Source organism: Pseudomonas caspiana, from assembly GCF_002158995.1.
Taxonomy (GTDB): domain Bacteria; phylum Pseudomonadota; class Gammaproteobacteria; order Pseudomonadales; family Pseudomonadaceae; genus Aquipseudomonas; species Aquipseudomonas caspiana.
Genome location: NZ_LOHF01000002.1, coordinates 485,727 through 498,799, shown reverse-complemented (window position 1 = coordinate 498,799; position 13,073 = coordinate 485,727). Strand labels below are relative to the sequence as shown.

Below are 13,073 nucleotides of genomic sequence, written 5' to 3'. Positions count from 1 at the left end.
CCATCTTGCACTGCTAGCTTTCCCCTTTACCTTCAACAGGGGGACCCTCCATGACTCAGTTCGACCCGACACGACGTCGTATCATTCAGGCTGCTGGTGCAGGTTTGCTTTTGCCTGGACTGGCTCCGGCCGTTATCGCTTCGATTCAGGACCGACCGAAAATCACTGATGGCGTGCAGTCCGGTGACGTACTCGGTGATCGGGCGATGGTCTGGAGTCGCAGTGATCGACCGTCGCGCATGGTCGTGGAGTGGGACACCCGCAGCATGTTCACCAATCCGCGGCGTCTGGTTTCAGCCCTCGCTGATCAGCGCACTGATTTCACTGCGCGAGTCGAATTGACCGGACTGCCCACCGATCAGGCGATTTTTTACCGCGTGCAGTTCGAAGACGCTCAGTCAGGTGTAACCAGTGAGCCCTGGTTCGGCCATCTGCGCAGTGTGCCGCAACAGCGTCGAGACCTGCGTTTCGTCTGGAGTGGCGACACAGTGGGTCAAGGCTTCGGCATCAACCCGGATGTGGGCGGCATGCGTATCTATGAAGCCATGCGTCTGCGTCTGCCGGATTTTTTTATCCACAGCGGCGACACCATCTATGCCGATGGCCCTGTCCCGGCGCAGATCGTTACCGAAGGTGGGCGCATCTGGCGCAACATCATCACCGAAGCCAAGAGCAAAGTCGCGGAAACCCTCGACGAATACCGTGGTGCTTATCGCTACAACCTGATGGATGACAACCTGCGCCGTTTCAATGCTGAGGTGCCGCAGATCTGGCAGTGGGACGACCACGAAGTGACGAACAACTGGTCGCCGAGCAAACAGCTGGACGACCGTTACAAGGTCAAGGACATACAACTGCTGGCGTCCCGTGGTCGTCAGGCGTTTCTGGAGTACGCGCCTATGCGTTTGCAGGAGGCGGATAAGGGCGGGCGCATCTATCGCAAGATGAGCTACGGTCCGATGCTGGATGTATTCGTGCTGGACATGCGCAGTTATCGCGACGGTAACGACTCCAATCTGGCTGATAAACCTGGCCCGACCACGGCGTTTCTGGGGCGCACGCAACTGGACTGGCTCAAAAGCGGACTCAAGAATTCCACTGCTCAATGGAAGGTGATCGCTGCAGACATGCCGATTGGTCTGGGTGTGCCGGATGGCGAAGTCAGCCCCGGTGTGGCGCGCTGGGAAGCCATCGCCAATGGCAACGACGGCCCGGCGGCCGGTCGCGAACTGGAAATCGCTGAACTGCTGACCTATCTGCGCGCGCAAAAAATCCGCGACTGCGTGTGGCTGACTGCCGATGTGCATTACTGCGCGGCGCATCACTATCAACCGGATCGGGCGGTGTTTCAGGACTTCGATCCATTCTGGGAATTTGTTGCCGGGCCGTTGAACGCGGGTAGCTTCGGGCCTAACCCGCTGGATAAAACCTTCGGCCCTGAACTGGTCTTCCAGAAGGCGCCGCCTGCGCAGAACACATCGCCATTTGCCGGTTTTCAGTTTTTTGGTGAAGTGAACATCGACGGGCAAAGTTCGGAGATGACCGTGACCTTGCGGGATCTGGACGGGGTTTCGGTGTTCGAGAAGAAACTGGTGCCCGCGCGGGAGGCATGAAGCGCTGAGCATTCCTGTAGGAACTCGCCCCTTGTTTCTGACGCAGCACTATTGCGCAGCAAACATGGACCTGTAGGAGCTCACCGAGGTTACGAGGCCAGCGATGGCGGAGTGTCAGGCAAACGCTATGGCTGGCCTCGTAACCTCGGTGAGCGCCTACAGGATTGGGTTCAATCTGGAAGATTGCAGTTTGTCTGATAAGTGCCAACCTGTTGGCGAGGCGATCTTCTGCTTAGCCAGATAGGCCGCCTCGCGAACAAGTTCACTCCTACAGCGGCTTTCCGAAATTCCCTGTAACGCTATCGTCTATGCTGGCTTATCATTAGCTACCTAACGACGGGACAGGGTTCGACGAATGCTGGACATTTTCTATCAGACCCTGGCCATCACTGCGCCGGTTTTCGCCATGCTGTTCCTAGGGGTGCTGCTCAAGCGCATCAACTGGATTGATGACGGTTTCATCATGACCGCGTCGAGCCTGGTGTTTAACGTGACCATGCCTGCGCTGCTGTTTCTGGGCATCATCCACGCCGATTTGCGTGAAGCCTTGCAGCCCTCGCTGCTGATCTTTTTCACCATCATCACCCTGGCCGGTTTCGCGTTCGCTTGGGGCTGGGCGATCTGGCGTGTGCCGCTGGTAGATCGTGGGGTTTTCGTTCAGGGCGCCTTTCGCGGTAACAACGGTGTGATCGGTCTGGCGCTGGCCGCCAGCATGTACGGCGATTACGGGATTTCTCTGGGAGCGATTCTCGCGGCCCTGGTCATCCTGTTCTACAACGCGCTCTCGACCATCGTGCTCGCGGTGTACAGCCCGGTGATCAAGTCTGACCCGTGGAGCCTGTTCAAAAGCGTGTTGGGCAATCCGTTGATCATTAGCATCATCGCGGCTACGCCCTTTGCCTATTTCAAGATTCCGCTGCCTCACTGGATCGAAACGTCGGGCAATTATCTGGCGCAGATGACCCTGCCGCTGGCCCTGATCTGTATCGGCGGCACGCTGTCACTGAGTTCGCTGCATCAGAGCGGCAAGCTGGCAATCAGCGCCAGTGTCATGAAGATGGTCACTTTGCCGGTGCTGTCGACGCTGGCAGCCTGGCTGTGTGGATTCCGTGGGGCAGAGTTGGGGATTCTGTTTCTGTACTTCGCCAGCCCGACCGCCGCGTCTAGTTACGTCATGGCCCGGGCGGCCAATGGCAATCATGTGCTGGCTGCAGCAATCATTGTGATCACGACATTGGCGGCAGCGGTGACCACCAATATCGGGATCTTTATCCTGCAATGGGGCGGCTGGATCTAGTGCTGACGTCGCCATGCTCTGATTGTGCTGAAGGTAATCATCACCGCGAACACCGGCAGTACAAACTGGACCATCAGCCGCTCAAGCTTGTCGGCCAGCGGCATGCCGGTGGTGAACGACACGATGTGCAGTCCGTACGCGGCATACAGCGCCAGCAGCATCAGCCCTTCGATTCGGGTGATCCGGTAGCCGGAGTAGAACAAAGGCATGCACAGCGCTGCTACGCCAAGCATCACGGGCAGGTCAAAATCCAGCGCATTGGGCGAGACTGACAGTGGCATGGGGGCGATAAGGGCTGTAATGCCCAAGACGCCCAACAGATTGAACAGGTTACTGCCAACAACGTTGCCCACAGCAATGTCACGCTCGCCACGCAATGCGGCGATCAATGAAGTGGTCAAGGCGGGCAGGGAGGTACTGACGGCAATCACGGTGAGGCCAATCACCCGTTCAGACAGACCAAGATCCATCGCGATCACCACTGATGCTGCCACCAGCAGATGACTGCCCAGCACCACGCAAGCTATACCACCCAACAACGCGCTCAGGCGCAACACGACCTGACCTGTTTTGCGTGAGTGTTCCGTGCCACTGGATTGGCGATAGGCAAAGCGTTGCCCGGATTGGCGCAAGACAACCAGTAGGTAGACGAGCAAACCCAGCAGCAGGATCGCGCCATCCAGCGCACCGAGCACGCCGTTCCAGGAAAGTGCCAAAACCAATGCACTCGCTGCAATCATCAGCGGGATTTCCAGGCGTACCAACTGCCGGGTAACCCTTAGCGGAATGATCAGCGCGCACAATCCCAAGGTGACCAATACATTGAAGATGTTGCTGCCTACCACGCTGCCCACGGCGATATCCGCGCTGGAGGTGAACGCTGCTTGCAGGCCGACCGCCATTTGCGGCGCGCTGCTGCCCAGCGCAACAAAGGTCAGGCCAATGAACAGCGGCCGTACCCCAAGGGTGGTCGCCAGACTCACTGCGGCACGCACGGAAAGCTCGGCCCCGATAAGCAGCAACAGCAAACCGCAAACCCACTGAAGTACATCGGGAAAGGGCAGGGATGATAGTTCGAGAATTCGGGGCGTCCTTAGTCGCTCAGACTTTGTACGCGCACAGGCGCGGTTCCGCTGCGCACCATGCCGATCTGTTCGGCAGCCGCGCGTGATAGATCAATCAGTCGGCCACGTGTGTGAGGGCCGCGATCATTGATCCGGACAATAACGCTTTTGTCGTTATCAAGATTGGTGACTTTGACTTGCGTGCCAAAGGGTAGCTGACGGTGGGCCGCCGTGAGCGCATTTTGATCAAAGGGTTCGCCGCTGGCAGTGCGCTTGCCGTGGTGCCGGGCGCCGTAATAGGAGGCATCGCCCGTTTGATTGTAGCCGCGAGCGTCGATGATCTGATTCTGGCTGGCGCAGCCAACCAGGAAGGTGAACAGGGCTGTGGTGCCGAGAAGCCGCAGCATGGGTTGCGATCCTTAAGATTTTTTAGACTACCGCATCTCCCTGTAGGGGCTCACCGAGGTTACGAGGCCAGCGATGGCGGCCTGTCTGACACTCCGCCATCGCTGGCCTCGTAACCCCGGTGAGCTCCTACAGGTAAGGTCCGGCAGGAGCTTTTAAATCAACCTTCCAGCTTCTTCTTCAGCAGTTCATTGACCTGCTGTGGGTTCGCTTTGCCTTTCGATACTTTCATCGCCTGACCTACGAAGAAGCCGAACATCTTGCCGCGTTTGGCTTCATCTGCGGCGCGGTACTGTTCGACCTGCTCAGCGTTGGCTGCCAGCATTTCGTCGAGCATCGACTCGATGGCTCCGCTGTCAGTCACTTGCTTCAGGCCGCGCTTGTCGATGATTTCATCGGCGCTGCCTTCGCCATTGGCCATGGCTTCGAAGACCATTTTCGCGATTTTGCCGGAAATGGTGTTGTCGGTGATGCGCTTGAGCATGCCGCCCAGTTGCTCGGCGCTGACCGGCGACTCTTCGATTTCCAGGCCTTGCTTGTTCAGCAGGCTGCCCAGTTCGACCATGACCCAGTTGGCGGCCAGTTTGGCGTCGCCACTGATGCTGACCACTTGTTCGAAGTAGTCCGCCTGCTCGCGACTGGAGGCCAGCACGCTCGCGTCATAAGCCGACAGGCTGAACTGGCTCTGAAAGCGCTCGCGTTTCTGCGGCGGCAACTCCGGCAGGGTTGCGCGGGTTTCTTCGATGAATGAATCTTCGATCACCACTGGCAGCAGGTCCGGATCGGGGAAGTAACGGTAGTCGTTGGCTTCCTCTTTGCTGCGCATGGCGCGGGTTTCGTCTTTGTTTGGATCGTAAAGACGGGTCTGCTGCACGACCTTGCCGCCATCTTCGATCAGATCGATCTGACGCTGGATTTCGCTGTTGATCGCCTTTTCGATGAAGCGGAACGAGTTGACGTTCTTGATCTCGCAACGGGTACCGAATTCGACCTGACCCTTCGGACGGATCGAAACGTTACAGTCGCAGCGCAGCGAACCTTCAGCCATGTTGCCGTCGCAGATACCGAGGTAGCGAACCAGCGCGTGCATGGCTTTAACGTAAGCCACTGCTTCCTTGGCCGAGCGCATGTCCGGCTCGGAAACGATTTCCAGCAGCGGGGTGCCCGCACGGTTCAGGTCGATGCCGGTCATGCCGCTGAAGTCTTCGTGCAGGCTTTTACCGGCGTCTTCTTCAAGGTGGGCGCGGGTGATGCCGACGCGTTTCACGGTGCCGTCTTCAAGGGTGATGTCCAGGTGGCCTTTGCCGACAATCGGCAATTCCATCTGGCTGATCTGATAACCCTTGGGCAGATCTGGGTAGAAGTAGTTTTTGCGGGCAAACACGTTGTGCTGGCCGATCTCGGCGTCTACCGCCAGACCGAACTTGACCGCCATGCGTACTGCTTCTTTATTGAGCACCGGCAAAACGCCGGGCATGCCTAGGTCAACCAGGCTGGCCTGCGTGTTGGGCTCGGAGCCGAACGCGATAGCGCTGCCGGAGAAAATCTTTGATTGGGTCGAAAGCTGGGTGTGAATCTCCAGCCCGATAACGACTTCCCATTGCATGTGTTTTCTCCTTAGAAGCCGTCAGGCGTGCGCAGATGCCAATCGGTGACTTGCTGATACTGATGAGCAACGTTCAGCAAGCGGCCTTCCTGGAAATACGGGGCGAGCAATTGCACGCCTACCGGCAGACCATCGGCAAAGCCGGCTGGCATGGACAAGCCCGGCAGACCCGCGAGGTTGGCGGTGATGGTGTAGAAGTCTTCCAGATACTCGGCGATCGGGTCGTTGGTCTTGGCGCCGATTTTCCAGGCCGGGTTAGGCGTGGTCGGCCCGAGGATCACATCGACTTCAGCGAAAGCGTTCATGAAATCGTTCTTGATCAGGCGACGGATTTTCTGCGCCTGCAGGTAGTACGCGTCGTAGTAGCCAGCGGACAGCGCGTAAGCACCGACCAGAATCCGGCGTTGTACTTCAGGGCCAAAGCCCTCAGCGCGGGAGCGCTCGTACAGGTCGGTGAGGTCTTTCGGTTCTTCGCAGCGATGGCCAAAGCGCACGCCGTCAAAACGCGACAGGTTTGAAGAGGCTTCTGCCGGAGCGATCACGTAATAAGCCGGGATGCCGTGTTGCAGGTTTGGCAGGCTGATTTCCTTGACCACGGCACCGAGCTTTTTCAGCTCTTCGACGCTGGCCATGACCATATCTGCAATGCGCGGATCGAGACCGGCACTGAAATATTCCTTTGGAAGACCGATGCGCAGGCCTTGCAGCGAGCCGTTGAGGCTGGCGCTGTACTCCGGCACTGGCTCGTCGATGCTGGTGGAGTCGAGCGGGTCGAAACCGGCCATGCCTTGCAGCAACAACGCGCAGTCTTCAGCGGTACGTGCCAGCGGACCACCCTGATCGAGGCTCGACGCATAAGCGATCATGCCCCAGCGGGAAACCCGACCGTAGGTCGGTTTCAGGCCGGTCAGGTTAGTCAGTGCGGCCGGTTGGCGAATCGAGCCGCCGGTGTCGGTGCCCGTCGCGGCAGGCAGCAGGCGAGCGGCAACCGCAGCAGCTGAACCACCCGAGGAACCACCCGGTACGTGCTCAAGACTCCATGGGTTTTTCACCGCGCCGTAGTGGCTGGACTCGTTGGCCGAACCCATGGCGAATTCGTCCATGTTGGTCTTGCCAAGGGTGACGGTACCCGCAGCCGCGAGCTTGGCAACGACAGTGGCGTCGTACGGCGCCTTGAAGTTGTCGAGCATTTTCGATGCGCAGCTGGTGCGCACGCCTTGTGTGCAGAACAGGTCCTTGTGAGCGATCGGTGCGCCCAGCAACGGATTGTTTTCACCAGCAGCGCGACGGGCATCAGCGGCTTGCGCCTGGGTGATGGCCAGGTCTTCGGTAAGGGTAATGAAGCTGTTGAGCTGCGGGTCGAGCTGCGTAATGCGCGCGAGCAGGACACGGGTCAATTCTTCGGAAGAAAACTTTTTATCGGCGAGTCCGCGGGCGATCTCTGCCAGAGTCATTTGATGCATTGAAGGCACATTCCCTTAGTCGATGACTTTTGGAACCAGATAAAGGCCGTCTTGGACCGCTGGTGCGATGGCTTGATAGGTTTCCCGGCGATTTCGCTCGGTAACCACGTCTTCGCGCAGGCGTTGGGACGCTTCGAGGGGGTGGGCAAGTGGTTCAATACCGGTGGTATCGACTGCTTGCATCTGATCAACCAGGCCAAGAATGCTGTTTAGTGCTTCGGTAGTACGCGGGATATCGGCGTCATTCAGGCGAATTCGTGCCAGATGAGCGATCTTTTCCACGTCGGAGCGATCAAGCGCCATGGGTTTCTCCAGTGGAATGACTACGGATTGGATCCGTGTGGTAGATTGAGGAACACTATCGCATTTCTACGGTCAGAAGGCCGCGAACGTCGAGGGTCGTGCTCGGAAAAACCGCTAATTTAACATATTGGCTCCTTGCCCAAAATCCCTGTCGTTGTTAGAGTTTGCCGCACTTTTTTACCCACGCGTTCCCTAGGGTCCCTTTCCCATGTTCAAGAAACTGCGTGGCATGTTTTCCAGCGATCTGTCTATCGACCTGGGCACTGCCAACACCCTTATTTACGTGCGTGAGCGCGGCATCGTTCTGAATGAACCATCAGTTGTGGCCATTCGGACCCACGGAAACCAGAAGAGCGTCGTTGCTGTCGGGATGGAAGCCAAGCGCATGCTCGGCCGTACCCCGGGCAACATCGCCGCTATTCGCCCAATGAAAGACGGCGTTATCGCCGACTTCAGCGTTTGCGAAAAAATGCTGCAGTACTTCATCAACAAGGTTCACGAAAACAGCTTCCTGCAGCCAAGCCCTCGGGTATTGATCTGCGTGCCGTGCAAATCGACTCAGGTAGAGCGTCGTGCGATTCGCGAATCAGCGCTGGGTGCTGGTGCACGTGAAGTGTTCCTGATCGAAGAGCCAATGGCTGCTGCCATCGGTGCCGGCTTGCCGGTCGAAGAGGCCCGCGGTTCGATGGTCGTCGATATCGGTGGTGGTACCACTGAAATCGCTCTGATCTCGCTCAATGGTGTGGTTTATGCCGAATCCGTACGGGTTGGCGGCGACCGTTTCGACGAAGCGATCATCACCTACGTGCGTCGTAACTACGGCAGCCTGATCGGTGAATCCACTGCCGAGCGCATCAAGCAGGAAATCGGTACTGCCTATCCAGGCGGCGAAGTGCGTGAAGTTGACGTGCGTGGCCGTAACCTGGCTGAAGGCGTTCCACGTGCCTTCACTCTGAATTCCAACGAAGTGCTTGAAGCGCTGCAGGAATCTCTGGCGACCATCGTTCAGGCTGTGAAGAGCGCATTGGAGCAATCGCCTCCGGAACTGGCATCGGACATCGCTGAGCGCGGTCTGGTATTGACCGGTGGTGGTGCCTTGCTGCGTGACCTGGACAAATTGCTGGCTCAGGAGACTGGTCTGCCGGTGATCGTTGCCGAAGATCCGTTGACCTGCGTAGCGCGTGGCGGTGGCCGTGCGCTGGAAATGATGGATAAGCACACGATGGATCTGCTCTCCAGCGAGTAATTCGCTGGCAAGACCTATCATGCATCCTTATGTGTACAGGTAGCGATTTGGCTACCTGTATGCGTTAGGCTGACGCCAAAATATGGTGTTACTTTTTCCACCCGTTCAGGCCGGTTGCATATCGCATGAATAACAACAGCCGATTGAAATCTTGCTTCGGAGGAGCGGCTTATTAAACCGCTTTTCGCAAAAGGCCCTTCGTTGGGCGTGCGCCTGTTGGTGCTGGTCGTGTTGTCGGTGGCGCTGATGGTCGTCGATGCGCGCTTCACCGTGCTCAAGCCTGTGCGCAGCCAGATGTCGCTGGTGCTGATGCAGTCGTACTGGATTGTCGATCTTCCGCAACGGCTGATGCAGGGTGTGGCCAGCCAGTTCGGCAGTCGTACCGAGCTGATCGCTGAAAACGAAAAACTCAAGACCGAAGCCTTGCTCCTGCAAGGGCGCCTGCAGAAGCTGGCAGCCCTGACCGAGCAAAACGTGCGCTTGCGCGAGTTGCTTAACTCGTCGGCACTGGTCAACGAGAAGGTCGAAGTGGCCGAACTCATCGGCATGGATCCTAATCCGTTCACTCACCGGATCATCATCAACAAAGGCGAACGCGACGGTGTTGTCCTCGGCCAGCCTGTGCTCGACGCACGCGGCCTGATGGGGCAAGTGGTCGAGTTGATGCCCTACACGTCGCGCGTGTTGCTGCTGACTGACACAACCCACAGCATTCCAGTACAGGTCAACCGTAACGGGCTGCGGGCAATTGCCAGCGGTACGGGTAACCCAGAGCGTCTTGAGCTGCGTCATGTAGCGGACACCGCTGACATCAAGGAAGGCGACCTGCTGGTCAGCTCCGGCCTGGGTCAGCGTTTTCCTGCCGGGTATCCCGTCGCCACCGTCAAAGAAGTCATTCATGACTCTGGACAACCGTTTGCCATTGTTCGGGCTGTCCCGACCGCTGCGCTGAACCGCAGCCGCTACCTGCTGTTGGTGTTCTCCGACGGCCGTTCGCCGGAAGAACGTGCTGCCGATGCCGCTCGCGCTCAAGAGTCCATCGAGAAAGGTGCTGATCCAGCTGTGTCACCCGCTACGGCTCCTGCTGCTAACGGCGTCGTGCCTGCGGGAACACATACTGCGCCTGCTGCCCACGGCGCTGCTGCTCCGGCTGCCGCGCCCGCTGCCGCGCCCGCTGCAGCTCCGGCCGTGACGCCTGCGACACCAGCACCCAAACCCGCCAGCAAGCCGCCTGTGAAGCCTGCCGCGACCAAGCCACCGGCCGCCGCGCCTGCCGCCACTCGGGAGAGAATTGATGGCTAGTCATGCCCCGGAACGTAACGGGTGGGTCGTCTGGTTCACTTTTGTCGTGGGTTTGCTGTTGAGCGTTTCGCCTCTGCCGCAGTTCATGGAAATCTTTCGCCCGCTCTGGCTGGCGCTGCTTGTGACCTTCTGGGCGCTGTATCTGCCCCATAAGGTGGGGATGACCACTGCGTGGTTGTTGGGCCTGATGGAGGACGTGCTTTACGGCACATTGCTGGGGCAGAACGCCCTGACCTTGTGTTTGATCACCTTCCTGGTGATGTCCCTGCAGCAACGCTTGCGCATGTTCCCCATGTGGCAGCAGTGTCTGATTCTGTTGGTTATTTTCGGGCTGGCCCAATTGGCACAGCTCTGGCTCAGCGCCCTGACCGGTAACCGACAACCAACGTTGGCGTTGGTCTTGCCTGCTCTGGTCAGTGCCTTGTTATGGCCTTGGGTCAGCTATGGCCTGCGAGGCTTGAGCAAGCGTTTGAAAATCAACTGACGCGGCATGTAGCCCCGGGTGAGCATCTCTGGCTCGGGGCTGCATTACGATCTTTGACACGGAGATGTCCCAATGCCCCCGCTTTTTCTGGCCTCTGGCTCGCCGCGCCGTCGGGAATTACTGACCCAGATTGGTGTTCGCTTCACGGTGCTCAGTGCACAGATCGATGAAACTCCCTACAACGAAGAAACCCCGACGGCCTATGTCGAGCGGCTCGCACGTGGCAAAGCACAGGCTGGACTGGCGTTGCTGACCGATGCTGATGGCTGCGTGTTGGGCGCTGACACTGCGGTGGTGCTTGACGGTCAGATTCTCGGCAAGCCGCTGGATGAGGCGGATGCCCTGAGCATGCTGACGGCGTTGTCAGGGCGCGAACACGAGGTGTTGACGGCGATTGCGCTGGTCAATCAACAGCGTTACGAGACTCGTGTCGTCGCCAGTCGGGTGCGTTTTCGTTCGATCTCCACTGCCGAAATTCAGACCTACTGGGCCAGTGGCGAGCCTCAGGATAAAGCGGGCAGCTACGCTATTCAGGGGCTGGCGGCGATTTTCGTCGAGAGCTTGCAGGGCAGTTATTCCGCAGTGGTCGGGTTGCCTCTATGCGAAACCGCAGAACTGCTGGGCCGTTTCGGCATACCCTGTTGGCAAGGCCAGGAAGGTGAAAAGTCATGAGTGAAGAGATTCTGATCAACATCACGCCGATGGAATCACGCGTGGCAGTGGTGGAAAACGGTGTTCTGCAAGAGGTTCACGTCGAGCGGACCCAGCGTCGCGGTATCGTTGGCAACATCTACAAAGGCAAGGTTGTACGAGTCCTGCCGGGTATGCAGGCCGCGTTCATTGATATTGGTCTTGACCGTGCCGCGTTCATTCACGCCTCGGAGATATCCATGCGTGAGGGTTCGGCCGTAGAAACCATCAGTTCGCTGGTGCATGAAGGTCAGAGCCTTGTCGTTCAAGTCACCAAGGACCCGATAGGCAGCAAAGGCGCGCGCCTGACGACGCAGCTGTCGATCCCTTCGCGTTATCTGGTGTACATGCCCAAGACTGCGCACGTCGGGATTTCGTTGAAGATCGAGGATGAAGGCGAGCGCGAGCGACTGAAAAAAGTGGTCAGCGATTGCGTCGCCCTCGAAGGCATCAAAGAGGCTGGTGGTTTCATTCTGCGCACCGCTGCTGAAGGTGCCGGGGCTGACGAAATCCTCATGGACATCCGTTATCTGCGCCGCCTCTGGGATCAGATTGGCGATCAGATCAAGACCGTCAGCCCGCCTAATGTGATCTACGAAGACCTTGGTCTGGCGCTGCGTACTCTGCGCGACCTGGTCAGCCCGCGTATCGAGAAGATTCGCATCGATTCCCGGGAAACCTTCCAGAAAACCACTCAGTTCGTCGCTGAGCTGATGCCCGAGATCGCCGACCGCCTGGAGCACTACCCTGGCGAACGGCCGATTTTTGACCTCTACGGTGTTGAGGATGAAATTCAGAAAGCCCTGGAGCGCAAGGTACCGCTCAAGTCAGGTGGCTATCTGGTAATCGATCCGGCCGAGGCGATGAGCACCATCGACGTTAATACCGGCGCATTCGTCGGGCATCGAAACCTCGAAGAAACCATCTTCAAGACCAATCTGGAAGCGGCAACCGCCATTGCCCGGCAGCTGCGCCTGCGCAATCTGGGCGGCATCATCATTATTGATTTTATCGACATGGAAGACGGTGAGCATCAGCGCCAGGTGCTGCGTACTCTGGAGAAACAACTGGAGCGCGATCACGCCAAGACCAACATCATCGGTATCACCGAGTTGGGTCTTGTGCAGATGACTCGCAAGCGTACCCGTGAAAGCCTTGAGCAGGTGCTATGCGAGCCTTGCCATGCGTGTCAGGGGCGCGGCAAGCTGAAGACGCCGGAAACGGTCTGTTACGAGATTTTCCGGGAAATCCTGCGTGAGGCACGAGCCTATCAGGCGGTGGGCTACCGTGTATTGGCTAATCAGCGGGTCGTGGACCGCCTTCTGGACGAGGAGTCGGGTAATGTGGCGGAGCTGGAAGCGTTCATTGGCCGCACTATCCGTTTTCAGGTAGAAACCATGTATTCCCAGGAACAATACGACGTCGTGCTGCTCTGACATTGCGCCAAATGAAAATGAATTGATAACAGTGCCTGAGGGCCAGCGGCATGGAAGCCGTCATAAAGAGAATATGTGTGTTAATGAGCAACCCCCACTACAGCACCTGCACCATTGAGTGGGGCCATTTCACGCAAGCCAGCAATTGCGAATCTCCGTGTGGA

12 protein-coding genes are annotated in these 13,073 nt (G+C 58.1%); 7 read left to right on the top strand and 5 right to left on the bottom strand.

Translation table 11 applies throughout. From position 1 onward, the window contains the following. Positions 1-50 precede the first annotated feature (50 nt). The gene (locus tag AUC60_RS04695) at positions 51-1,613 is read left to right on the top strand and encodes an alkaline phosphatase D family protein (protein WP_087264919.1); all 1,563 of its coding nucleotides are present in this window, start codon (positions 51-53) and stop codon (positions 1,611-1,613) included. Positions 1,614-1,968: 355 nt separating this feature from the next. Then, on the top strand, positions 1,969-2,910 hold the full coding sequence (locus AUC60_RS04690) for an AEC family transporter (protein WP_087264918.1): 942 nt from the start codon (positions 1,969-1,971) through the stop codon (positions 2,908-2,910). Here the strand turns inward: AUC60_RS04690 and AUC60_RS04685 are convergent. The 5 genes from AUC60_RS04685 to gatC all read right to left on the bottom strand — a co-directional run bounded on the left by AUC60_RS04685 (position 2,907) and on the right by gatC (position 7,751). Next, positions 2,907-3,974 carry a calcium/sodium antiporter gene (locus AUC60_RS04685; protein ID WP_087264917.1) on the bottom strand — a complete coding sequence of 356 codons (1,068 nt, stop codon included), beginning with the start codon at positions 3,972-3,974 and terminating at the stop codon, positions 2,907-2,909. The genes AUC60_RS04690 and AUC60_RS04685 overlap by 4 nt on opposite strands. Before the next feature lie 29 nt (positions 3,975-4,003). Then, the gene (locus tag AUC60_RS04680) at positions 4,004-4,381 is read right to left on the bottom strand and encodes a septal ring lytic transglycosylase RlpA family protein (protein WP_087264916.1); all 378 of its coding nucleotides are present in this window, start codon (positions 4,379-4,381) and stop codon (positions 4,004-4,006) included. A 158-nt stretch (positions 4,382-4,539) separates the two neighbouring features. After that, positions 4,540-5,985: an Asp-tRNA(Asn)/Glu-tRNA(Gln) amidotransferase subunit GatB gene (gene gatB, locus AUC60_RS04675; protein WP_087264915.1), complete on the bottom strand. Its 1,446-nt coding sequence runs from the start codon at positions 5,983-5,985 to the stop codon at positions 4,540-4,542. An 11-nt stretch (positions 5,986-5,996) separates the two neighbouring features. Then, a complete protein-coding gene (gene gatA, locus AUC60_RS04670; protein WP_087264914.1) occupies positions 5,997-7,448 on the bottom strand; it encodes an Asp-tRNA(Asn)/Glu-tRNA(Gln) amidotransferase subunit GatA in 1,452 nt (483 codons plus the stop codon). A gap of 15 nt (positions 7,449-7,463) precedes the next feature. Continuing rightward, a complete protein-coding gene (gatC, locus tag AUC60_RS04665) occupies positions 7,464-7,751 on the bottom strand; it encodes an Asp-tRNA(Asn)/Glu-tRNA(Gln) amidotransferase subunit GatC (protein WP_087264913.1) in 288 nt (95 codons plus the stop codon). A gap of 208 nt (positions 7,752-7,959) precedes the next feature. Here gatC and mreB point away from each other — a divergent pair, with 208 nt between their 5' ends. The 5 genes from mreB to rng all read left to right on the top strand — a co-directional run bounded on the left by mreB (position 7,960) and on the right by rng (position 12,909). After that, positions 7,960-8,997: a rod shape-determining protein MreB gene (gene mreB / locus AUC60_RS04660; RefSeq protein WP_020292894.1), complete on the top strand. Its 1,038-nt coding sequence runs from the start codon at positions 7,960-7,962 to the stop codon at positions 8,995-8,997. Between the two features lie 219 nt (positions 8,998-9,216). Continuing rightward, the gene (gene mreC, locus AUC60_RS04655; RefSeq protein WP_238599518.1) at positions 9,217-10,299 is read left to right on the top strand and encodes a rod shape-determining protein MreC; all 1,083 of its coding nucleotides are present in this window, start codon (positions 9,217-9,219) and stop codon (positions 10,297-10,299) included. Continuing rightward, positions 10,292-10,783 (top strand): rod shape-determining protein MreD, encoded by a 492-nt coding sequence (gene mreD / locus AUC60_RS04650; RefSeq protein ID WP_087264911.1) that lies wholly within the window; start codon positions 10,292-10,294, stop codon positions 10,781-10,783. The genes mreC and mreD overlap by 8 nt, the downstream gene beginning before the upstream one ends. 72 nt (positions 10,784-10,855) lie before the next feature. Further along, a complete protein-coding gene (locus AUC60_RS04645; RefSeq protein WP_087264910.1) occupies positions 10,856-11,455 on the top strand; it encodes a Maf family protein in 600 nt (199 codons plus the stop codon). Then, a complete protein-coding gene (gene rng, locus AUC60_RS04640) occupies positions 11,452-12,909 on the top strand; it encodes a ribonuclease G (RefSeq protein WP_087264909.1) in 1,458 nt (485 codons plus the stop codon). The genes AUC60_RS04645 and rng overlap by 4 nt, the downstream gene beginning before the upstream one ends. Positions 12,910-13,073: the final 164 nt, after the last annotated feature.